At 71.1% G+C, this 22,854-nt stretch carries 19 protein-coding genes; 12 read left to right on the top strand and 7 right to left on the bottom strand.

Annotated elements, in window-relative coordinates:
• Positions 1 to 26: 26 nt before the first annotated feature.
• The 10 genes from ACFVQG_RS28770 to ACFVQG_RS28725 all read left to right on the top strand — a co-directional run bounded on the left by ACFVQG_RS28770 (position 27) and on the right by ACFVQG_RS28725 (position 12,653).
• Entirely contained in the window at positions 27 to 1,181 is a 1,155-nt protein-coding gene (locus tag ACFVQG_RS28770; protein ID WP_383388896.1) for a tartrate dehydrogenase, read from the top strand.
• The gene (locus ACFVQG_RS28765; RefSeq protein ID WP_383388894.1) at positions 1,178 to 2,842 is read left to right on the top strand and encodes a hydantoinase B/oxoprolinase family protein; all 1,665 of its coding nucleotides are present in this window, start codon (positions 1,178 to 1,180) and stop codon (positions 2,840 to 2,842) included. The genes ACFVQG_RS28770 and ACFVQG_RS28765 overlap by 4 nt, the downstream gene beginning before the upstream one ends.
• A complete protein-coding gene (locus tag ACFVQG_RS28760) occupies positions 2,839 to 4,911 on the top strand; it encodes a hydantoinase/oxoprolinase family protein (protein WP_383388892.1) in 2,073 nt (690 codons plus the stop codon). The genes ACFVQG_RS28765 and ACFVQG_RS28760 overlap by 4 nt, the downstream gene beginning before the upstream one ends.
• Before the next feature lie 103 nt (positions 4,912 to 5,014).
• Positions 5,015 to 6,289, top strand: a complete 1,275-nt coding sequence (locus ACFVQG_RS28755) for an MFS transporter (RefSeq protein WP_383388890.1) — start codon at positions 5,015 to 5,017, stop codon at positions 6,287 to 6,289.
• Between the two features lie 48 nt (positions 6,290 to 6,337).
• Positions 6,338 to 7,324: a phosphoglycerate dehydrogenase gene (locus tag ACFVQG_RS28750; RefSeq protein WP_383388889.1), complete on the top strand. Its 987-nt coding sequence runs from the start codon at positions 6,338 to 6,340 to the stop codon at positions 7,322 to 7,324.
• Positions 7,325 to 7,372: 48 nt separating this feature from the next.
• The gene (locus ACFVQG_RS28745; RefSeq protein ID WP_383388887.1) at positions 7,373 to 8,758 is read left to right on the top strand and encodes an acyclic terpene utilization AtuA family protein; all 1,386 of its coding nucleotides are present in this window, start codon (positions 7,373 to 7,375) and stop codon (positions 8,756 to 8,758) included.
• Positions 8,751 to 9,080 carry a DUF4387 domain-containing protein gene (locus ACFVQG_RS28740; protein WP_383388885.1) on the top strand — a complete coding sequence of 110 codons (330 nt, stop codon included), beginning with the start codon at positions 8,751 to 8,753 and terminating at the stop codon, positions 9,078 to 9,080. The genes ACFVQG_RS28745 and ACFVQG_RS28740 overlap by 8 nt, the downstream gene beginning before the upstream one ends.
• Before the next feature lie 12 nt (positions 9,081 to 9,092).
• Entirely contained in the window at positions 9,093 to 10,547 is a 1,455-nt protein-coding gene (locus ACFVQG_RS28735; RefSeq protein ID WP_383388883.1) for a DUF6351 family protein, read from the top strand.
• A 331-nt stretch (positions 10,548 to 10,878) separates the two neighbouring features.
• Positions 10,879 to 11,070 carry a hypothetical protein gene (locus tag ACFVQG_RS28730; protein WP_383388881.1) on the top strand — a complete coding sequence of 64 codons (192 nt, stop codon included), beginning with the start codon at positions 10,879 to 10,881 and terminating at the stop codon, positions 11,068 to 11,070.
• The gene (locus ACFVQG_RS28725) at positions 11,067 to 12,653 is read left to right on the top strand and encodes a cation acetate symporter (RefSeq protein WP_383388880.1); all 1,587 of its coding nucleotides are present in this window, start codon (positions 11,067 to 11,069) and stop codon (positions 12,651 to 12,653) included. Before ACFVQG_RS28730 ends, ACFVQG_RS28725 begins: the two co-directional genes overlap by 4 nt.
• 362 nt (positions 12,654 to 13,015) lie before the next feature.
• Here ACFVQG_RS28725 and ACFVQG_RS28720 read toward each other — a convergent pair whose 3' ends face one another.
• From ACFVQG_RS28720 to ACFVQG_RS28700, 5 genes are all read right to left on the bottom strand, one after another.
• A complete protein-coding gene (locus tag ACFVQG_RS28720) occupies positions 13,016 to 14,035 on the bottom strand; it encodes a glycoside hydrolase family 3 N-terminal domain-containing protein (RefSeq protein ID WP_383388878.1) in 1,020 nt (339 codons plus the stop codon).
• 92 nt (positions 14,036 to 14,127) lie between these two features.
• A complete protein-coding gene (locus ACFVQG_RS28715) occupies positions 14,128 to 15,246 on the bottom strand; it encodes an XdhC family protein (protein ID WP_383388876.1) in 1,119 nt (372 codons plus the stop codon).
• On the bottom strand, positions 15,243 to 17,423 hold the full coding sequence (locus tag ACFVQG_RS28710) for a xanthine dehydrogenase family protein molybdopterin-binding subunit (protein WP_383388875.1): 2,181 nt from the start codon (positions 17,421 to 17,423) through the stop codon (positions 15,243 to 15,245). The genes ACFVQG_RS28715 and ACFVQG_RS28710 overlap by 4 nt, the downstream gene beginning before the upstream one ends.
• Positions 17,420 to 18,406: an FAD binding domain-containing protein gene (locus ACFVQG_RS28705; protein WP_383388873.1), complete on the bottom strand. Its 987-nt coding sequence runs from the start codon at positions 18,404 to 18,406 to the stop codon at positions 17,420 to 17,422. Before ACFVQG_RS28705 ends, ACFVQG_RS28710 begins: the two co-directional genes overlap by 4 nt.
• Entirely contained in the window at positions 18,403 to 19,008 is a 606-nt protein-coding gene (locus tag ACFVQG_RS28700; protein ID WP_383388871.1) for a (2Fe-2S)-binding protein, read from the bottom strand. The genes ACFVQG_RS28705 and ACFVQG_RS28700 overlap by 4 nt, the downstream gene beginning before the upstream one ends.
• 177 nt (positions 19,009 to 19,185) lie before the next feature.
• Here ACFVQG_RS28700 and ACFVQG_RS28695 point away from each other — a divergent pair, with 177 nt between their 5' ends.
• Positions 19,186 to 20,097, top strand: a complete 912-nt coding sequence (locus ACFVQG_RS28695; protein WP_383388869.1) for a LysR family transcriptional regulator — start codon at positions 19,186 to 19,188, stop codon at positions 20,095 to 20,097.
• Positions 20,098 to 20,112: 15 nt separating this feature from the next.
• Here the strand turns inward: ACFVQG_RS28695 and ACFVQG_RS28690 are convergent, their stop codons facing one another.
• The gene (locus ACFVQG_RS28690) at positions 20,113 to 21,312 is read right to left on the bottom strand and encodes a sensor histidine kinase (protein ID WP_383388867.1); all 1,200 of its coding nucleotides are present in this window, start codon (positions 21,310 to 21,312) and stop codon (positions 20,113 to 20,115) included.
• Positions 21,303 to 21,965, bottom strand: a complete 663-nt coding sequence (locus ACFVQG_RS28685) for a response regulator transcription factor (RefSeq protein WP_383388866.1) — start codon at positions 21,963 to 21,965, stop codon at positions 21,303 to 21,305. Before ACFVQG_RS28685 ends, ACFVQG_RS28690 begins: the two co-directional genes overlap by 10 nt.
• A gap of 135 nt (positions 21,966 to 22,100) precedes the next feature.
• Here ACFVQG_RS28685 and ACFVQG_RS28680 point away from each other — a divergent pair, with 135 nt between their 5' ends.
• Positions 22,101 to 22,802, top strand: a complete 702-nt coding sequence (locus ACFVQG_RS28680) for an ABC transporter permease (protein ID WP_383388864.1) — start codon at positions 22,101 to 22,103, stop codon at positions 22,800 to 22,802.
• Positions 22,803 to 22,854 lie beyond the last annotated feature (52 nt).

The raw sequence follows: 22,854 nt of genomic DNA, 5'->3' as shown, positions 1-22,854 counted from the left end.
CGATCACCTGCACTGGGAGTGGATTCGTGCCGCAGAGCTATCGCATCGCAGCGATTCCGGGCGACGGGATCGGACGCGAGGTCGTCCCCGAGGGCCTGAGGTGTCTGCGGGCCGCTGCCGAGGCGCACGGGTTCGAACTCGATGTCACCGAGTTCGACTTCGCCAGCGCCGACTACTGGCTGAACCACGGCACGATGCTGCCCGACGACTGGCGGGACGTGCTCGGCACGTTCGACGCGATCTTCTTCGGCGCGGTCGGGTGGCCGGACGTGGTCCCGGACCATGTGTCGCTGTGGGGCAGCCTGCTCCAGTTGCGGCGGGGCTTCGACCAGTACGTCAACCTGCGCCCCGTCCGGCTGCTCCGTGGCGTACGCAGTCCGCTGCGCGACCACCAGCCCGGCGACATCGACTTCTACGTGGTGCGGGAGAACACCGAGGGCGAGTACTCCAGCATCGGCGGCCGGATCTTCGAGGGCACCGACCGCGAGACGGTCGTCCAGGAGACGGTCATGACACGCACCGGTGTCGACCGTGTTCTGCGCTATGCCTTCGAACTCGCCTCGTCCCGCCCGCGCAAGCACCTGACCTGGGCGACCAAGAGCAACGGGATCTCGATCTCCATGCCCTACTGGGACGAGCGCGCGACCGAGATGGCCGCCCGGTTCCCCGACGTGACCGCCGACAAGGACCACATCGACATCCTGACCGCCAAGTTCGTCCTCCAGCCGGACCGGTACGACGTGGTCGTGGCCAGCAACCTGTTCGGCGACATCCTCTCGGACCTCGGCCCGGCCTGCACCGGAACGATCGGCATCGCCCCCAGCGCCAACATCAACCCCGACCGCACCTTCCCCAGCCTCTTCGAGCCCGTACACGGGTCGGCGCCGGACATCGCCGGTCTCGGTGTCGCCAACCCGGTCGGCCAGATCTGGAGCGGTGCCATGATGCTCGACCACCTCGGCGAGCACGAGGCCGCCGCGCATGTCGTGGCCGCGGTCGAGAGCGTCCTGGACGAGCAGCCCGGCGCGGTCACCCCCGACCTCGGGGGCACGGGAACCACGGTCGGCCTGGGCAAGGCCATCGCCGCCCGGGTCGCCGCGGGGAAGCTCGTCGGCCACGGCGGCGGAGCCGCAGGTGACTCGGCCGCTCACGCGGTCGGAGCGGAGATCGCGGCGTCATGACCAGACCCGTCACCGACCCGGTCGGCCTGGAGGTCCGCTGGGACCGGCTCGCCGCCGCCACCGACGAGGCGGCCTCCACGATGCTGCGCACGGCCTTCTCCACGATCATCCGTGAGTCGAACGACTACACCGTCGTCCTGATGGACCGCGCGGGCCGCACGATGGCCGAGTCACGGGCGGGCATCCCCGCCTTCGCCGCCCTGATGAGTTCGCTGACCGCGCTGGTCCTCGAACGGTTCCCGGCGGACGAGTGGCAGGACGGCGACAGCGTCATCACGAACGACCCGTGGATCGCCACCGGGCACCTGCCCGACATCGCCATGATCTCCCCGGTCTTCCACAGCGGACGGCTCGTCGCGTTCTCGGGCACCGTGGCACACTCCCCGGACATCGGTGGCACCCCCTCGATGAGCGCCACCGAGCTGCTCTCCGAGGGCATCCTGATCCCTCCGCTGCGCCTGTTCCGGGCCGGACGGGTCGAGCAGGGCGTCAGGGACCTGCTGCTGGCCAACGTACGACTCGCGGACCAGGTGTGGGGCGACCTGGAGGCGCAGGCCGCGGCGCACGCCGTGTGCCGCCGACGTGCCCAGGAGTTCCTCACCGACTTCCGTGAGCCGGACTTCGAGGCGTTCGCCGCCCAGGTCCATGCGGTGACCGACGCCTCGATGCGGGCGGGCGTCCGCGACCTGCCCGACGGCGTCTACCGGGCCGCCGTGGACGCGGACGGCGTGGACGGCGTGGACGGCGTGGACGGCCACCCCACGCACATCGAGTGCGCGGTGACCGTGAGCGGCGAGGACGTCGAGATCGACTACACCGGCAGCTCCCCGCAGGTGCCCTTCGCGACGAACTCGACGCTGAACTACACCCGCGCCTACTCCGTGTATCCGCTGAAGATCCTGCTGGACCCGTCCACGCGGACCAACTGGGGCTCCTACCGGTCCATCCGGGTCACCGCGCCGGAGGGCACCATCGTCAACCCGGGGTTCCCCGCGCCCGTGGTGGCCCGGCACCTCACCGGGCACCTGCTGTCCTGCGCGCTGTACCAGGCGCTCGCGCCGGTGCTGCCGGACCGGGTCATCGCCGACAGCGGCGGCGCCCCCGCGCTGCGGGTGCGTTTCGCGGGCGGCGACGACTCGGGCCGTCCCTTCAGCCTCATGGTCTTCGCCAACGCGGGCATGGGCGCCTCCAAGGAGACGGACGGGCTGTCCGCCACCGCCTTCCCCACCAACTCGGGCGGCGGTGGCATCGAGGCCCTCGAGGCCGCCTCTCCGCTGCACTTCCTCCGCAAGGAACTGCGCGCCGGATCGGGTGGACGGGGCCGCCGCCGCGGCGGCCTGGGCCAGACCATCGAGGTCCGCAACCCGACCAGCCGACCGGTGCAGATGGTGCTGCTCGGAGACCGCGAGCGGCATCCGGCGCTCGGGCTGGCGGGCGGTGAACCGGGCGCGACCGCACAGGTCGTCCTGGACTCCGGCGACCGCGTCCCACTGAAGTCGATCTCGAAGCTGGCCCCCGGGGCGTCGGTGGTGATCTCCTTCGCGGGCGGCGGCGGGTTCGGCCCGGCCGAGGAGCGCGAGCCGGAACTCGTGATCGCGGACGAGGTCGCGGGCTACACGGTCCCAGCGGGCGGAAACACATGTGAGGAGGCGGACCGATGAGCCGCACGGTCCGGATCGGCGTCGACGTCGGCGGAACGTTCACCGATCTGCTGCTGCACGACCCCCACCGGGAACTGACCTGGCCCGGCAAACTGCCCACCACGCCCCACGCACCGAACGAAGCCATCACGGCGGGGATCGCCCGCCTGCTGGAGGAGACGTCCACACCCCCCGGCGACGTCGCGGGCATCGTGCACGGCACCACCCTGGTGACGAACACCCTGCTCGAACGCACCGGAGCCGTCGTCGGCCTGCTCACCACGAACGGATTCAGCGACTCCCTCGAAATGGGACGGGAGACGAGGTTCGACACCACCGACCTGCTCGCCCGCCCCGCCCAGCCGCTGGTACCGCGCCACCTGCGTCGCGGCGTACCCGGGAGGATCACGGCGGACGGAAGCGAACTCGAACCGCTCGACGACCACGCCGTCCTCACGGCCGTGCGGGACCTGGTGGAGCAGGGCATCGAGGCCCTGGCCGTGGCCCTGATGCACTCCTACCGCGACGCCGGGCACGAGCACCGGGTCCGTGACCTGGTCGCACGGGCCCACCCCGACCTCCCCGTCACGATCTCCAGCGCCGTGGCCCCGGTCATCGGCGAGTACGAGCGGGCCAGCACCGCCTGCCTGAACGCGTACGTGCAGCCCCTGATGTCGCGCTACCTCGACGACCTGCGCGACGACCTGACCGCCCTGGGCATCGACGCGCCCCTGCGCATCATGCTCTCCGGCGGCGGCGTCACCACCCTGGAGGACGCCAAGCGCTTCCCCGTGCGGCTGCTCGAGTCGGGCCCCGCGGCCGGTGCCATCGCCGCGGCCATGGTCGCGCGGGCACTGGGGGAGGAGGACGTCGTCTCCTTCGACATGGGCGGTACGACGGCGAAGATCGCTGTCGTCCAGGGAGGCACGCCCCGGCTCAAGCACGACTTCGAGGCGGGTCGGGTCGACAAGTTCAAGCCCGGCTCGGGACTGCCGGTGCGCCTGACCGTCGTCGACATGATCGAGATCGGCTCGGGAGGCGGCTCGATCGCGGCACCCGACGCACTCGGACTGCTCAAGGTCGGACCGCGCAGCGCCGGTTCGGTGCCCGGCCCCGTCGCCTACGGACGCGGCGGCGAACTGCCCACCGTGACGGACGCCGACCTCCTGCTCGGCTACCTCGACGCGGAACACTTCCTCGGCGGCGAGATGCGGCTGCGCACCCGCGAGGCCCACAAGGCGCTGACCCGTGAGGTCGCCGGTCCCCTCGGACTCGACACCCTCGACGCCGCCGCCGGGATCGTCGAGGTGGTCACCGGGAGCATGGCCGCCGCCGCCCGCATGCACCTGTCGGAGCAGGGCGAGGACCCCGCCGACTTCGCGCTGCTGGCCTTCGGCGGAGCCGGACCCGCCCACGCCTACGGACTGGCGAAGGCGCTGAGGATCCCCCGGGTGATCGTGCCGATGCGGGCCGGAGTCATGTCCGCCTGCGGACTCCTGGCCGCCGCTCCCACGGTCGACGAGGTCCGCAGTCTGCCCTCGCCCCTCACCGACGTCGACTGGGCCCGGGTCGCCGCGCTCTACGACGAGATGACCACCCGCGCCACCGAGACGCTCCAGCCGGACGACCCGACACTGGTGCGGACGCGCCACTCGGTCGACATGCGGTACCTCGGCCAGGGCTTCGAGATAGAGGTCGGCGTGGCTGAGCAGGACCTGGGCCCGGCCGGTCTCGCACGCATCCGGACCGCCTTCGAGTCCACATACCGAGCCGTCTTCGGCCGCTTTCTGGACGGGGCCGTCGAGGTCGTGAACTGGCGGCTGTCGATGCGCCTGCCCGGTCACGAGATGTCGACCGCGGGCAGCCACACGCGCGGAGAGGAGGCGAGCCGCGGGGTCCGGCCGGTCCACTTCCCCGGACACGGCCTGCTCGAGGCCACCGTCTGGAACCGCTACGAACTCACGCCGGGAACCCAGCTGGAAGGTCCGGCGATCTTCGAGGAACGCGAAGCGTCCTGCTCCTTCGGGCCGGAATGCCGGATCCGCGTCACCGACGACCTGACCCTCGTCGTCGAGGTCGGCCGGGCCTGAGCCCGGCCCGGCCGGTCGTCCTTCTCCGACACCCCCCACGCCCACCCCGATAACCTATCCAGTAGCTGCCCAGCATGGTGGCGGCGCGAAGGGACGACCCCTTATGACGACGATGTCTGTAGGGCAGCGCTCACGTACCCGGCGCATCACGTTCCTGGTCGCACTCGCGGTCTTCGCACAGGAGTCGACCTGGAACTTCTACGAATCCCAGGTGCCACCGCTCCTTCGGGAGCACCTCACCAGCGCGGCCATCGTGGGCCTGCTGATGGGCATGGACAACCTGCTGGGCATCTTCATCCAGCCGTGGATCGGCAACCGCTCCGACCGCACCAGGACCTCCTGGGGACGCCGGATGCCGTACCTGGTGATCGGGATGCCGATCGCCGCCGCGCTGTTCATCGTCATCCCGCACACCGCGGCCTCCCTGCCACTGCTGATCGCGGTGATGTTCACCTACGCCCTCGTCGCCAACACCTTCAAACCGATCGCCGAGGCACTGGTACCGGACTTCATCGCGCCCGAGCGGCGCAGCCGGGCCAACGCCGCGGTCAAGATCGCCTCAAGCATCACGGCCATCGTCGCCGCGCTCATCAGCATCTTCCTGGTCGACAACCATCTGAGCCTCGCGTTCGCCATCCCCGCGATCATCATGCTGATCTCGGTCGCGGTGCTCGCGGCGACCGTACGTGACAACCACTCCCCGGCCTACCAGGCGGCGGTGGCCGAGGGCGAGGAGCGGCAGGGCACCCAGCGCACCGACCCGCGCGTCCGGGACACCTTCGTCGAGATCCTCAAGGACACCGACCGCAGTCGGCTCCTCCTCCTCGTCGCGATCTTCCTCTTCGGCAGCGCGTGGGCCGCGTCCCGGTCACTGATGACGCCGTACGGCCAGGAAGCCCTCGACATGTCGAAGGGCGCCGCGGGCGGCCTCACCCTGCCCAGCGGTATCGCCTTCATCATCGCCGCCTACCCGGCGGCCGTGCTCGCGGAGCGCTACGGACGCCTGCGGGTCATGGCCGCGGGCATGTCGGTCTTCGCCGGTGGCATGGTGCTGGGGACAGTGGTCCAGACCCCGACGGGGACCGTCGTGGCCCTGTGCCTGGCGGCGGCCGGTGCGACCTGCTTCCTGGTCAACGCGGTGGTCGTCCTGTGGAACCTCGCCCCCTCCGCCCGGGTCTTCGGGACCTACGCCGGTATGTACACCGTCGGCTGGGCCGGTGGCGGGTTCCTGGGACCGGCGGTGGTCGGCGGGATGGTCGACATCACCGGCTGGCCCCTGATGCTCATCGACATCGCCATGGTCGCCGCCCTGTCGATCATCGTCGTGGCCAGGATCAGTGTGCTCCAGCGGCGCACCGCCCTGACCCTCGCCCAGTAGAACCAGCCCACCCCGCACCCCGGCACGAGCCCAGAGACGAGGAACCGCGTGCCCCGCATCCTGATCACCACGGACTACCTACGGCCCGGCGACGAGGTCGACCACAACCTCCGGGGATACGGCCACACGACGGTCCACGCCCCACTGGTGGGACGGCACGATCCCGAGCAACTGGTCGCCGCCCTCGACGGGATCGACGCGGCACTCGTCGGCCATGAGCGCCTCACCGCCCAGGTCCTCTCCGAGGTCCCCCGACTGCGCGCCATCGTGCGCACCGGCGTCGGCTACGACTCGATCGACATCGCCGCCGCGGGCAGGCTCGGCATCACGGTGAGCAACCTGCCGGGGATCAACGCCAACGCCGTAGCCGAGTACACCCTCGGCCTGCTGCTGACCGCGGCGCGGCGACTCGTACACAGCGCGACGGGCGTCGCCGCCGGTCGGTGGCCGAGGGAGGACGGCCACGAACTGCGCGGGTCGACGCTCGGCCTGATCGGCTACGGGGCGGCGGCGCGCGCCGTGGTGCCGTTGGCGCGGGCCTTCGGCATGGAGGTGCTCTGCACGACCGGTGTGCCGGACGCCGAGCGGTCGGACCCGTCGGTGCGGTTCGTCGCGCTCCCCGAACTGCTGGCGGCCTCCGACTACGTATCGGTGCACACGGCGCTGACGGACCGCACCCGAGGTCTCCTCGACGCCGCCGCCTTCCGGCGGATGAAGCCGACGGCGGTGCTCGTCAACACCGCGCGGGGCGCCGTCGTCGACGAACGGGCCCTCGCCGAAGCCGTGCGCGGCGGCGAGATCGCCGGAGCGGCCCTGGACGTGGTGACCGAGGAGCCGCTCCCGGCCGACAGCCCGCTGCGGGACGTCGAGGGCATCGTCGTCTTCTCCCACCTCGCGGGCCAGACCGCCGAGGCCCGCGCCGCCGCCGGAATCGAGGGGGCGGCCGAGGTGGTGGCCGCCCTCGCGGGCCGCCCCCGGTTCGCCGTGAACGCCCATCTGCTGCCGGACGCGCCTGCGGCCCGGGTCGACAGGTGACACCCACTCACCGCCTTTCCCTCACCACCCACGACAAGAAAGAGGAACATGGACAACGAACGGGTTGACCAGGTCAAGGTCCTGGCACCGAACGGCATGCTCGGAGCGGGCTTCCCCGAGACCACGATCGAGCGCGGCCTGGCCCTCGGCGCCGACGTCATCTCCGTCGACGGGGGCAGCACCGACTCCGGCCCCCACTACCTCGGCGCCTCCCAGCCCAAGACCACCCGCGCCGCGGTCGCCCGTGACCTGCGTGTCCTGCTCAAGGCCGCGGCACAGGCCGGTATCCCACTGATCGTGGGCTCCTGCGGCACCAGCGGAACCGACTCCGGCGTGGACTGGGTCGCGGGCATCGTCGCCGACATCCAGGCGGCCGAGGGACTCCGGCTCCGGGTGGCCCGTATCTACAGCGAACAGGACACCGACACGCTCCTGGAGCGCCTGGACGAGGGCCGGATCCACGCCCTGCCGCCGCTGGGCGCACTGGAGCCGGAGACGCTGCGGAGCTGTACGCACATCGTGGGCGCGATGGGCCACGAACCGATCGTCGCCGCGCTCAAGGCCGGTGCGCAGGTCGTGCTCACCGGCCGCGCCACGGACACCGCCATCGCCGCCGCCTACCCGCTGATGAAGGGGATGCCCGCCGGGCCGACCTGGCACGCCGCCAAGATCATCGAGTGCGGCGGGCAGTGCACCAGCAACCCCCGCTCGGGCGGTGTGCTGGCCACCATCGACGCCGACGGCTTCACCATCGAACCCCTCGACCCGACGGCCGCCTGCACACCGATCCTGGTCGCCGCCCACATGCTCTACGAGACGGTGAACCCCTTCGAGATGCGCGAGCCGGACGGCACCCTCGACGTCCGCGAGGCCGTCTACACCGCCCTGGACGACCGCATAGTGCGCGTCGAGGGCTCACGGTTCCACATCGCCGACCAGCACACCATCAAGCTCGAAGGCGCCCGGACCACCGGCTACGAGACCATGTCGTTCAGCGCGATCCGGGACCCGCACATCCTCGCCAACATCGACGACTGGGCCGACCTCATGCGCACGATGATCCGTGAGCGGGTGGCGCAGACGATCGGCCTGAGTGAGGACAAGTACGCCTTCGACCTGCGCCTCTACGGTCACAACGCCATCCTCGGCGACCTCGACCCGGCAGCCGGTCCGCCGCGCGAGGTGGGAGTCATGCTCCTCGTCAACGCACCGGACCAGAGCACCGCCACCGCCGTGGCGAAGATCGCCAACCCGCTGATGCTGCACCTGCCGACGGCCGACATGGACTACCTGCCCAGCCTGGCGTTCGCCACCTCACCCGCCGAGGTCGAACGCGGCCCCGCCTACGAGTTCGTGCTCAACCACGTCGTCGACACCCGCACACCCACCGACATGTTCCGCACCGAGATCGAGGAAGCCGCCCACCATGGCTGAGACCACCCCCACCACCCTGGGCGACCTCGCACACGAGGTCCGCTCCAAGAACGCCGGGCCCTTCTGGGTCACCATGGAACTGTTCATGCGTGACGCGGAGGGCTACCGCATCGCCGCCGACGAGACGTTCCTCAACGAGGGCACGATCGCCCGGCTCTACGCGGTCGACGAGGCCGACGTGCGGATGTTCCGCATCCCGTCGCTGAACGTCGTGAAGATCTCCTTCCCCCGCCCGGTCAGCCAGGCGTCGCTGCGCGACCGTGACGTCCACTCCGGACAGCACCATGTGCCGCTGGCCGTACTGCCCGTGCCCACCGCCTGAAGGAGCCGTTCCTTGGACACACCTGCCGCGCCCGAGCCCGCCCCGCGTGCTCGGGCCCGCAGAGGCCGCTCGGCCACGCTGACAGCCCTGCTCGCGGCGGCGGTCGTGGGCACCCTCGGCACCGCACCCGCCGCCCCGGCCGACACCACCCGCCCCACCGTCGCCACCTGCCCGGCCGACCTGGCGGCGAAGGCCAACTGCTACACGGGCCGGGACGCCAACGGTGCCTACTACACGATGGCAGTCCCGAAGCGGTGGAGCGGCTCCCTCGTCGTCCACGCCCACGGCGGACCCGACTTCTCCTACGACGAGTCCACCACCACCGAGGACCTGGAACGCTGGGCGGTCATGGTCGACGAGGGGTACGCCTGGGTCGGCTCCTCGTACCGGCGGGGCGGCTACGGCGTCCGCATGGCCGCAGCCGACACGGAGAACGTACGCCGCCTGTTCGTCGACCGCTTCGGCCGTCCCGACCGGACCTACCTCCACGGCCAGTCCTGGGGCGGCAACGTCGCCGCCAAGGTCGCCGAGACCCACGGCACGAAGCCCGGCGCCTACGACGGGGTCCTGCTGACCAACGGCTTCCTGGCCGGTGGCTCACGCGGCTACGACACACGTGTGGACCTGCGGACGGTCTACCAGTACTACTGCCGCAACCTGCCCCGCCCCACCGAGCCCCAGTACCCGCTGTGGCAGGGTCTGCCCGCCAACTCCACGCTGACACCGGACGACGTCCACGACCGCTTGCAGGAGTGCACCGGCATCGACTCCGAGCGGGCCGACCGGACCGCACGCCAGCAGCGCAACCTCGACGACATCCTGGCCGTCACCCGCATCCCGGAACACTCACTGGCCACGAACATGCAGTACGCGGCCTTCCTGCTCCAGGACATCGTCCGCAAGCGCCTCGACGGCCGGAACCCGTTCAGCAACCGCGGTGTCCGGTACGAGGGTTCACGCGACGACAGGGCACTCAACGCGGGCGTGGCACGCTTCACGGCCGATCCCACCGCACGCCGTGACCTGTCCTACGACAGCGACCTCACCGGGCGGATCGCGCTCCCCGTGCTCACCCTGCACGCGATCGACGACCCCCAGGTCTTCGTGGAGCACCAGGCGGCCTACGGCGCCGCCGTCCAGGCCGCCGACCGAGGCGAACACCTCGTCCAGACGTACACCAGAGAGAGCGACCACAGCACGCTCAGCAAGGCCGAGTACGCCAACTCCCTCGCCGCCCTGGACACATGGGCGCGCACCGGCCGGAAGCCCACCCCCGCCTCGATCGCGCGTACGTGCGGCGCGTTCGACACCGCACACGGCGGTGGCTGCTTCTACGATCCGCGGTTCCGCCCCGCCCCCTTCGCCACCAAGGTCCGTCCCCGGCCCGGCGGCCTCCACTGGCCCGCCATGACCGCCGCGCAGGAACGCGCGTGGAGCAGGATCGACGGCGTGGGCATCGCCCCCTGACCCTCTCGCCCCCTGACCCTCTCGCCCTCTGGCCCCTCTCGCCCTCTGACCCCTCTCGCCCTCTGGCCCCTCTCGCCCCGCTCCGGCCCCGGCCCGCACACCCCGCGACGCCAGGCCGTCGAAGTACCACCACACACCGGCGACCCCGGGATGTCTCCCCTTCCCACCTCGCATCCCGGAGTCGCCCGTGTCCTTCCCCGACAACGCCTTCGCGCCACGCAGACCCGACACCACCACACCTCACCTACCCGCGGTGCCCCACCAACTCCGGAGTCGGGCGCCGCACATCAGAAGAACGTTCGTCGCGGTCAACGCCGCGACCGCGGTCGCCATGGCCGCACTCAACCTGGCCTTCGCGGACGCCCTGGCCACCCGCGTCGTCGGCCGGGTCACCTTCGGCGTGGCACTCCTCGGTCTCCACGGAGTCGTCCTGATCGTCAGCGCGGCCTGGTACGACCGGGCCTTCGCCACCCGGTGCGACCAGCTGGCCGAGGCCGTCACCAGCGTCCGGGAGGAGAGATGACCTCCCACCTGGCACGCACCGACGCAGGTGACCTGGTCACCTCCCTGACCGCCTTCCTGCTGGTGGTCGTCCTGACGTTCTTCCTCTGCCTCATGGTCGGCTCCGGCGACGACACCGTCTCCAGCTTCCTGAGCGCCAACCGCTCCCTGTCCAGCCTGCGCAACGGGCTGGCCATGTGCGGGGACTCCATCTCCGTGATCGCACTGCTCATCCCCGTGGGCACGGTCGCCCTGAGCGGCCACGACGGCATGGTCTTCACCGCGAGCAGCGTCGCCGCCCTCGCGGTCCTGCTGGTGGTGGCGGAGCCGATCCGCAACACCAGGGCCTTCACCCTCGGCGGCGTCCTGGCCAGCCGCGCCGACAGCCCTCACGTACGCTCGGCCGCCACCGCCATCACCCTCCTGGTGTGCGTTCCGCTCATCGTCGTCCAGCTCGTGGTCGCCGGTGACGCCACCGCGTACCTGCTGGGAGTGGACAACCCCGGCGCCGCACAGGTCTGCACCGCCCTCCTCGGCCTGCTGATCGTCTCCTTCGCGGCGATCGGCGGTCTCAAGGCCACCAGTGTGATCGAGGCGGTCAAGGTGCTGCTGGTCCTCGGCACCTTCCTCGCCACGGCCTACCTCGTCTTCGAGCGCTTCGACTTCAGCCCCGGCAACCTCCTCCAGGCCGCCGCGACCGGCAGCGGCCGACCCGAGCAGTACTTCGAACCCGGCCAGCTCTACGGCAGTTCCGGCACCGGGGCCCTGGAACGGCTCTCCGCCTGTCTGACCCTCGCCCTCGGCTTCGGAGTTCTCCCGCCCCTCCTCATGCGCGTCAGCGCCTCACGCACCGGCCCGTCCGCCCGCCGCTCGGCCCGGGACGCGGTCCTCGTCTTCGGACTCTTCTCGGTCATCATGACCGTGCTCGGTCTCGGAGCGGCGGCCCTCGTCGGAGGTGAGGCCATCTCCACGGACAGCGGCCAGGGCTACTCGGCCATCTTCCTGCTCGTCGACACCATCTCCGTGCAGGACGGCCTGCTGTTCACCGCCTTCGCCTGCGCGATGTTCGTCACCGCCGTCGGATCGGTCGCCGGTCTGACCCTCGCCGCCGCGGCGTCCCTGTCCCACGACATACACGCCGTCACCCTGCGGCGCGGCCGAATAGACCAGGAGCGGGAGGTCCGGACAACCCGCTGGATGCTGGCCACCGTCGGCGTCCTGTGCGTGCTGCTCGCGGTGGTCCTGCACAACTGGAGCGTCATCTTCTTCGCCTCGTTCGCCGCGGCGGTCGCCGCCTCGACGATCCTGCCCGCGCTGCTCTACGCCCTGTTCTGGAAGGGCCTGACCCGACGGGGCCTGCTGTGGACCCTCTACGGGGGAGCGGCCTGCTGCCTCGCGGCGCAGCTGTGGAGCCCCACGGTCTCCGGCACCCCGGAGTCGCTCTTTCCCGGACTGGACTTCGACCTCCTGCCCTTCGAGAACATCGCGATCGTCACCGTGCCGACAGGCTTCCTCATCGGCTGGCTGACGAGCCGCCTGGGCCGCCGACGAGCACCCCTCGACTACGAGAGGACCGAGCGCGCGATCCTCACCGGCACGCGCTAGATGTCGGTGGCCATGACGCTGGACACCGCACGGGAGGAGGCCGCGTCTCGACAGGACCCGCGCTGGTCACGGCCCGGTCGGGCTGACCGGGGAAGCCGGGGCCGGAGACGGGGGCGGGTCCACCGGGCGAGAGGGGGTGTCGGCCGGGCGGGCCGGGCTGTCCGGCGTGTCGTTCGTGACGGCGAGCAGCACGCAGGCGGCCTCGTGTCATCGGTGTCGATCGGTTGGGCTGACAGTCCGTCATGGGTGGCTTCGCATACGGGGGTCCACTACTGGAGGCGCGTCCGATCCGACAGACGTCCGAAGACCCTCGAGGTTGCTGGTCGGGCGAGACAGGTACGGCGGAAGCCCAGTGATCTGCGTCACTGAGTCGAAGGGCGTCCGGTGGCCTCCGCGATGCCCCGCACATGCTGTGCGGCACGCGCGACGGTCCGCGCGAACGTGTGATCGTCCCTGGACCTCGAGGCGACCGCTTCGGCGAGGGCGACGACCTCGTCCCCGCCCGGCAGGAGCAGCAGCTCCGCCCCCGCCTCGATGCTCGCGAAGACCGTGTCGAGCAGGCCGCGGCCATGCGTGGTGCTCGGCGCGTCGAGGTCATCGCTGATGACCAGTCCGCTGAACGCGAGCGACCCGCGCAGGAGGTCCACCAAGGCCTTCGAGGTCGCCGCCGGTTCGCTGGGGTCCAGGGCCTCGACGACCGTGGGGCCCAGCATGATCGCGCCCACCCCGGCCTCGATCACCCGGCGGAAGGGGACGAGGTCACCCTCGCCGGTCTCGTCGGCCGCCAGAACGGTGTCCTCAAGGGCGGGGTCGAGGTCGAGCCGCGGAAAGCCGGGGAAGTGCTTGCCCACAGCGACCACGCCCCCGTCCTGCACACCGGCGACGACAGCGGCCGCGATCCTGCCCACCTCTTCGGGCGCCAGCGCGAGGGTACGGCCCTCGAGCCACGGGTTGGCCCCGCGCAGGACGTCGAGTACGGGGGCGAGGAACATGTTCACCCCGAGACCCGCCGCTGCCGCCGCCACCGTCTTCGCGGAGGCACGGATCTCGTCCTCGGAGAGCCGCGGCAGCGAGCCGGTCTCAGGGTAGGGAGGGACGAGTCCGTGCAGCCGCTGGATGCCCCACGGCTCCTGGTCGACCGCCACCAGCACGGACGTCCCCGTCACCTCCTCGACCTCGGTGACGAACCGGGTGAAGTCCGCGGCCGTCTCCGTGGCCAGGCGCTCGGGACTCATGCTCCGCGCCACGTACTCCTCGCGGCTCTCGCCGGGCAACACGGCGACGGTTCCGCGCTCCAGGAGCGTACGGAGCCACGGACTCACCGACAGCTCGCTCACAACCGGCAGGAATACCGCGTACGCATCGCGTGCGTGCTGGTCCATGGCACTGTCCCTCACCTCTGGTGATACGAATAACCAAGACGGTCGCACACACCGCTCGGACCGTCAAGCGAAGGATGTCGGCCTCGTGGACGTCAGCCCACCGCCCCCAGCGCGTGGACCGGGCCGTCCCGGTCGGACAGGCGCACCCCGCGGCCACCGTGCCGGTGGGCGACGATCTCGGCGGCGATGGAGACGGCCGTCTCCGCGGGGGAGCGCCCCCCGAGGTCGAGACCCACGGGGGAGGACAACCGGGCCAGGGCGCCCGGGGTGACACCGGCCCGGCGCAGGGCGGCGCTGCGGCGCTGATGCGTGCGACGGGAGCCCAGCGCGCCCACGTACTCGACATCCAGCGCCAGTGCGGTCTCCAGTAGGGGGATGTCGAACTTCGGGTCATGGCTGAAGGACACGATTACGGACCGCGCGTCCACCCGCCCGGCCGCGGCCTCTTCCGCCAGATAATCGTCCGGCCGGGCCACGACGACTTCGTCGGCGTCCGGGAAGCGGTCGGCCGTGGTGAACACCTGGCGGGCGTCGCAGACGGTGACCCGGTAGCCCAGCGTCCGGCCGATCGACGTGAGGGCCGCCGCGAAGTCTCCGGCGCCGAACAGCAGCATCCGCGGCGGCGGCGTCAGGGACCGAACGAAGACGTGGACGCCCTCGGCGTCGTAGCGGAGCAGCCCGCTCTCACCCGACCGCAGCAGTGCGCGGGCCCTGTCCAGCAGGTCCTGCGGGGTGTTGAGCGGACGCGGACTGCCGTAGGGCTCGTGGGCGCGCAGCACGACATGCGTGCCCACGGCCTCCGGACTCGGATGGCTCAGCACCGTGGCGATGGCCACGGGGACGCCGCTCCGCATGGACTCCATCACCTCGGCAAGCTCGGGGAAGGTGTGGACGCCGACGGGCTCGACGAAGATCTCCAGTGTGCCGCCACAGGTGAGGCCGACGGCGAGAGCGTCGTCGTCACCGACTCCGTAGGACACCTGCTGGCGGGTGCCGTTGAGGACGGCCTCACGGGCCCGCTCGAGTACGTCGCCCTCGACGCAGCCGCCGGACACGGAGCCCACCACGCGTCCCTGAGGCGTGAGCACCATGCCCGACCCCGTCGGACGCGGGGCGGAGCCGAAGGTGCGCACCACCGTCGCCAGACCGGATGTCTCACCGGCGGCCCATGCCTCGTACAGCGCCTTCCAGACGCCGTCGTCGCCGGTCACAGCAGCTTGTCCTGGGTGAGGGGCAGGTCGCGCAGGCGCTTGCCGGTGGCGTGGAAGACGGCGTTGGCGATGGCGGCGGTGACCCCGGTCATGGGGGTCTCGCCGAAGCCGCGGGCGCCCAGGGCGTTGCTGGCCGGGTCGGGCTCGTCGATGAACTGCACCTGGATGTCGGGGACGTCGGCGTTGACCGGCAGCAGATAGCCGGAGAGGTTGGGATTGACGATCCTGGCCGTCGCCGGATCGACCAGGGTGTGTTCGAGGAGCGTGAAGCCGATGCCCCAGATGACCCCGCCCAGGACCTGGCTGCGGGCGGTCTTGCGGTTGAGGACGGTGCCCGGGTCGTAGCAGCCGACCACGCGGGTCACCCGGACCCGGCCGAGCAGCGGGTCGACGCGCACCTCGACGAAGACGGCGCCGGTCGAGTAGCCGAGCGGGGTGGGGACGGGCTCGACCTGGAAGGTCAGCGGCCTGCCGCCGTGCCCGACCACCGAGCGGTAGCTCACCCGGGTGCGGGGGCGGGCGGTGTCGAAGAGATGGCCGTCGGCGGTGTCCACACGCTCGGCGGGAACACCGCGCAGCGGCGAACCGGGCTGGGCCACGGCCATGTCGATGACGGCCTCGCGGGCGGCGGTGCACACCCGGTTGACGGCGCTGCCGACGCCGGGCGCGGTGGTGGAGGCGCCCGAGGCGTAGCTCAACGGGTAGGCGCTGTCACCGAGTTCGAAGGTCACGTCGGAGACGGGCACGCCGAGCACTTCCCCGGCGATCTGCGTCATGATCGTGTACGTGCCGGTGCCGTTGTCCTGCGTGCCGACCTGGATGAGCACCTTGCCGTCGGTGCCGATCGTCATATGGGCACCGGCGCCCGGCCGACCGCCCGCGGTGTGCGCCGAGGTGGCCATGCCCCAGCCGACGAGTTCGGCGCCGTCGCGCATCGAGCGGGGACGCGGGTCGCGCCGGGACCAGCCGAACATCGACGCCGCACGGTCGTAGCACTCACGCAGATGGTTGCTGCCCCACTCCTCGCCGTTCTCCATGTTCCGTGGACTCCAGTTGCGCTTGCGCAGCTCGACCGGGTCCATGTCCAGGGCGTAGGCGAGTTCGTCGAGGGCCGCCTCCTGGGCGTGGCTGGTGCACGCTTCCGGAGAGCGCATGAAGCTCTGGGTGGCCAGATCCAGGCGTACGGCGCGCTGTTCGTTGGACAGGTTCGGGATGTCGTACAGCATGCGGATCGGTTCGCTGCTGTTGAACAGCGCGACGTCGTTGCGGGTGATCTGCTGGGTGATGACATGGTTCAGCGCGGTGATACGGCCGTCGCGGTGGGCGCCCAGCTCGATCGCCTGGTGCGTCTGGGCCCGGTGGCCGTTGGAGGTGTACATGTGCGCGCGGGCCAGGACGAGCTTGACCGGGCGGCCCAGCGCACGGGCGACGGCGCAGGTCAGGACGGTGTGCGGCCAGATGGGGCCCTTGGTGCCGAAACCGCCGCCGAGGAAGCGGGAGATGACCCGGACGTCGGCGAGCGGGACCCCCAGCGCCTGACTGACGACCTGTCGGCTGCTGTCCACGCCCTGTGTGGTCTCGTACACCGTCACCTTCGGGCCCTCCCACACGGCCGTGGTGGCGTGGGGCTCGATCGGGTTGTGGTGGTGCATGGGGATCGTGTACTCGGCCTTGACCCGGACGTCGGCCTGCGCCATGCCAGCGGCCGTGTCGCCGCGCTGGAAGGTGTTGGGGCCGTCCGGCCCGGTGGGCGGCAGGAACACCTCGCCCATGGCCAGTTCGCCCTCGGGGGTGCCCGATTCCTCGTAGTCGACCTCGATCAGTTCCGCCGCCCGCTGTGCCTGTTCCAGGGTCTCCGCGACCACATAGGCGATGGGCTGACCCGCGTGGTGGATCTCCGGGGTCTGGATGGGGATGAACTGCTTGAGGAAGGTACGGAAAGCGGGCTGCGTCAGACGCGGCATGGTCTCGTGGGTGTACACGGCGACCACCCCGCGCGCCGCCTCGGCGGCCCCGGTGTCGATCAGGGTGATCCGGCCGCGGGCGATGGTGCTCATCGCCATGTGCGCGTGGAGCAGACGCGGCAGCTTCACATCGGCGGTGTACTCGGCTCCGCCGGTCACCTTCAGCCGGGCCTCGACACGGGACAGCGGGCGGCCGACGACGTCGGTACTCATCGGGAACCTCCGGAGAGACGGCCGAGCACGTCCTGGAGCGCGCGCTGCACCAGCTCGACCTTGAACTCGTTGTCCTCGCGCGGCTGGGCGTCCCGGACCAGCAGGCGTCCGGCCGCCGCGATGCTCCGCCCGGTCAGCGGCTGGCCCCGCAGGGCGGCCTCGGCCTCGCGGGAGCGCCAGGGGCGGGTGGCGACGCCCCCGAAGGCGAGACGGGCCTCGTCGACGACCCGGCCGTTCATGCGCAGCACGGCGGCGACGGACACGACCGCGAACTCGAAGGTGGCGCGGTCGCGCACCTTCAGATAGCGCTGGTGGCTTCCCGAGCCCGGCAACGGCACCTCGACCGCGGTGATCAGCTCACCGTGCCGCAGCGCGTTCTCGAGGTGCGGAGTGTCCCCGGGCGCCCGGTAGAAGTCGGCCATGGCGATGGTCCGCGCGCCGTCCGGGCCGAGCGTGTGCACCGTGGCGTCCAGGACACGCAGGGCGACCGCGAGGTCGGACGGGTGAACGGCGATGCAGTGGTCACTGCCGCCGAGGATCGCGTGCCAGCGGTTACGGCCCTCCAGCGCGGCACAACCGGATCCCGGCTCACGCTTGTTGCAGGCGAACTCCTCGGCGCGGAAGTACCAACAGCGGGTGCGCTGCAAGAGGTTGCCCCCGATCGAGGCCATGTTGCGGACCTGCGGGGAGGCCCCGGCGAGCAGCGCCTGGGACAGCACGGGCAGCCGCTTGCGGACCACCGGGTGCAGGGCCACGTCCGCCATCCTGGCCAGGGCGCCGATACGCAGCCTGCCCCCCGACTCCTCGATGCCGTGCAGCGGCAGCCGGTTGATGTCAACGAGCAGGTCGTGGTCCTCGGCGCCGTCCTTCATCAGGTTCAGCAGGTCCGTGCCGCCCGCGACGAACGCGGCGTCGGCGCTGCGGGCGACGAGCTGTACGGCCTCCGCCGCCCGGCCCGCGCGTGCGTAGGCGAAGTCCCTCATCGCCGCCCCGCCTTCGCCGCGTCGGCCACCGCGTCGACGATGTTCGGGTAGCAGCTGCACCGGCACAGGTTGCCGCTCATCCACTCCCGGATCTCGTCCTCGGAGGTGGCGTGACCCTCCTCGACGCACGCCACCGCGGACATGATCTGCCCCGGTGTGCAGATACCGCACTGGAAGGCGTCCCGACGGACGAACGCCTCCTGCACCGGGTGGAGTTGGTCTCCCAGGGCAAGTCCCTCGATGGTGGTGACGGAGCGGCCTTCCGCCATCATGGCCAGCGTCAGACACGACTTGGTGCGCCGACCGTCGACGAGCACCGTGCAGGCCCCGCACTCTCCTCGGTCGCAGCCCTTCTTGGTGCCGGTGAGCCCGGCGTGCTCACGCAGCGCGTCGAGCAGGGTGACACGGGCCTCAACTCCCGGAAGCCGGTGCTCGGTACCGTTGATCTCGAGCGTGACGTCACCGGCCGTCCGGGGCTGTGCCGTCCGCGGGGCGGTGGCGGGCTGCGCTGTGGCTGGGTCGGTTCCGGAGAGGGGAACCATCACCGCAGCCGCTGCGACGCCCCCTGACTTCAAGACGCTGCGCCTGCTGTGTGGGGACATGGATGAGTCACTCCTTGTGAATCCCGGGGTGTTGGCACGACTGATGCGAGCCTGACTCGGGGAAGGGCGGTCGTCCAACGCAAAGAGCGCATGCTGGACATGCACCGCGCACATGAAGCGATCCGGCGACGGGGATCTTTATGCGCCGCCTGCATGGCACTGCATACGCTCCTTGCCATGTCACATCTGCGGAACGCGGATCTGAACCTGCTCCAGGCACTCGCGGTACTCCTCGAGGAGCGGCACGTCACACGGGCCGCCGAACGTTTCCATCTGAGCCAGTCGGCGATGAGCCGTGTCCTGCATCGGCTCCGGGAGATGTTCGGCGACGAACTCCTGGTGCGCACCAGCGGCGGGTACGAACCCACCCCTCGCGGCCAGCAGATTCAGTCGGAGCTGGGCGAACTCCTGCCCCGCCTGGAAGCGCTGCTGCGCGGAGACCCCTTCGATCCCGCGACGGCGACCGGCCACTTCCGGGTGCTGTGCACCGACTTCGCCACATCGCTGTTCGGCCCGGTCCTCTTCCCGCGCTTCTTCCACGAGGCGCCGGGCATCTCCTTGACCGTGGCACCCCTGGGCGACCAGCCCTTCGCCGAGATCGAGCAGGGCCGCGCGGACATGATCCTCTCCGGCGTCGTGGCACCGCGTGCGCTGCGGTGGGAGACGCTGTTCGAGGAGGAGTTCGCGTGCCTGCTGCCTCACGACCACCCCCTGACCGGGGATCAGCTGACCGTGGACGACTTCATCGCCTACCCGCATGTCGTCGTCAACGTCTTCGGCGTGGGCCAGGCGATGGTCGAGCGGCGCCTCGACGAACACGGTCTGCGCCGCCCCGTGGGCCTGACCGTGCCCTACTTCTCCGCGGCGGCGACCGCGCTGCCGGGCACCGAACTGATCGCCACGCTCCCGCTGCGCGCCCTTCTCCCGTACACCGACGACCCCGCCTACCGCATCGCAACAGCCCCGAGGGAACTCCCGCCGTTCCTCTACGGCATCGCCTGGCACCCCCGCGTCGACGGCGACCCCGCCCACCGGTGGCTGCGGCAGGTGATGCGGGACACCGCCGCGCGGGTGACCGGGAGTGGGTGAAGGCGTGTGACCGGGTCAGGGGAAGCCGATACCGACGGACAGCCCACCGGCGGGCCGGGGCTCGGCGGTCAGCGTCGCGTGGTGTGACGCGGCGATGGACGCGGCGATGGACAGGCCGAGACCGTGGCCGGTGCCGCTGGTGCGGTCGGGGGGGAGGCGGCGGAAGGGCTCGAAGAGGTCGGACACCTGGACGGCGGGGATGCGTGGGCCGGTGTTGGTCACGGTCACGGCGCGCCCTTCGAGGCGCACCTGGACATGACCACCCGGGTGGTTGTACTGCACGGCGTTGCGGACGACATTGGTCAGCAGGTGGCGCAGGAGGACGGGGTCACCGCGGACGGTCAACGGGGTGTCAGCCGTGAGGCGGAGGTCCACCTGACGCTGATCGGCCTCCGCCGCGAGCTGAGCGGTGACGGATCGTGTGGTCAGGGCCAGGTCCACGTCCTCGGCCACCGCCAGGCCGCGGTCGCTGCGGGCGAGCAGCAGCAGTGCGTCGATGAGCTGCTCGGCCTCGCGGTTGGTGGACAGCAGGTCGTCACGGACCTCGGTGAGGTGATCGGGGAGCGGGTCGGCGAGACCGACCTGGAGCGTGGCGCGCTGGGCGGCGAGCGGCGTCTTGAGTTCATGGGAGGCGTTGGCGACGAAACGGCGCTGACTGTCGAAGGACTTCTCCAGCCGGTCGAGCATGGCGTCGAACGTGTCGGCCAGACGGTGGAGTTCGTCGTCGGGGCCGGTGAGGGCCAGGCGCTGGTGCAGATTCTGTTCGCTGATGCGGCGCGCGGCCTCGGTCATCGAGGCGACCGGGCGCAGCGCCCTCCCGGCCAGCCACCAACCGGCCAGCCCGGCCAGGAGGGCCAGGACGAGGAGGCCGATCGCGGACCACAGGACCATCTGCCGCAGGGCGGTGTCCTGCACGGCCTGAACGGTCTGGTCGATCTTCTGGATCTGGATCGCGGCGGTGTCGGACCGTGCCAGGGGCGGTGTCGGCCAGGGCTCCGTTGGACGGGCGGACTCGTAAGGGCTGGCGTCGCCGCTGGGTGTGTCGACGTAGTTGATGTCGAGGCCCTGGACCTGCTGGGCCGTGCCATGGCGGGCTAGCAGCACCACGAAGGCGAGCAGGGCCACGCCGGTGAGCAGGAACAGGGCGGAGATGGCCGCGGCGAGACGGGCACGGAAGGGCAGCCGACCGACGAACGCCCGGAGGCTCAGTCGCACAGCTGGTATCCCTGCCCCGTGTCAGCGGTGATGGCTCCGGGGTCGCCGAGCTTGCCGCGCAGTCGGCTGACGGTGGCCCGCACCGCGCTGGTGTGCGGGGTGAGGTGCTCGTCCCACAGGGTGCGGACGATCTCGTCGTGCGGAACGGGTGCCCCCTGGGCCTCCAGCAACAACTGCAGGACCGCGAACTCCTTGGGCGTCAGAGCCAGCGCCCGGCCGTCGACGGACGCCTCGCGTCTGGACGGGTCCAGGGTGATGCCGCCGTACCGCAGCACGGCCGACGGCGGGGTGGGAGCCCGGCGACTGAGGGCCCGTACGCGGGCGACCAGTTCGCTGAAGTCGAAGGGCTTGGGCAGATAGTCGTCGGCGCCGAGCGTGGTCAGGCCGTAGACGCGGTCCGTGATGTCGCCCGCCGCGGTGAGCATCAGGATCCGCGGCGGATCCTTCAGTTCCCGCAGGCGCCCGCACACCTCGTCCCCGCTCAGCACCGGCAGGTCGCGGTCGAGGATCAGCACGTCGTAGGCCGTGAGCAGGCACATCCGCTCGGCCGCGTCGCCGGTGTGCGCCACGTCGACCGCCATCGCCTCGCGGCGCAGCCCGACCGCGAGGGTGCGGGCGAGCACGCGGTGGTCCTCGGCTACCAGAACTCTCATGACCCCCATGAAACCAAGGGCGCGCTTGCAGGCGGATAAGGAAGCGATCGACGTCCCGCGCGCCGCCAGGACCGTCCTTATGCCGCCGTAACACGTTTATCCTCCCGCAAGGGCCCACCTGCTCCACTGACGGCCATGAACTTCGTCAAGCGGGCCGGGCTGAGCCTGCGTGCCAGAAAGTCCCGCACCGTCGCCCTGCTCGGCATCTTCGTGGTGATCTGCGCCCTGCTGCTCGGCGGGTCTCTGCTGGAGGCTGCCGCCGTGCGCCAGGAGGCCGAGGCACAACGCACGATCGGTGTCGACGTGACGGTCCAGGGCAAGGGCCTGACCCCGGCCACGGCCGACCGGCTCGGTGCCCGGCCGCCGGTGACCCGGTACAACCCGCTGCTCCCGCTGACCGCCGACGCGCACGGCTTCGACCCGCTCACGTCCCCGGAGCCGGAGCCGGAGCCGAAGCCGAAGCCGGAGCCGATGCCGGGTGGTGAACAGGAGGGACGACCCCTGGCGGTACGCGGGGTGCGCGACCTGGGCATGCTGCTGCCCTTCTCGTACGGCTCGACGAAGATCACCGCCGGTCGTGCCATCGCGCCGCGGGACACCGACCGCCGTGTCGCGGTGATCGAGGAACGCCTGGCCGCGAAGAACGGGCTCAAGGTCGGCGACACCATCCGGCTGCGGTCCGCCGACGGCAAGCCCGATGTCCCGGTGGAAGTCCTCGGCGTCTTCCAGGATCCGATGCGGGACCCGCCGCGGTGGACACCCCCGGACGAACTGCCCGGCAACACCCTCTACGTGCAATGCCGTTGTTTTAGCCTGCGGGCGTACGCTGCTGCGTAGTGCTTCCCGGGGGTGGTGCGGGTGTCTGCGGATATCGGCGAGTTATCGGGGC

The organism is Streptomyces sp. NPDC057877, from assembly GCF_042796855.1.
GTDB lineage: Bacteria > Actinomycetota > Actinomycetes > Streptomycetales > Streptomycetaceae > Streptomyces.
The sequence above is the reverse complement of the archived record's forward strand: the minus strand, read 5'-3'. Positions and strand labels throughout refer to the sequence as shown.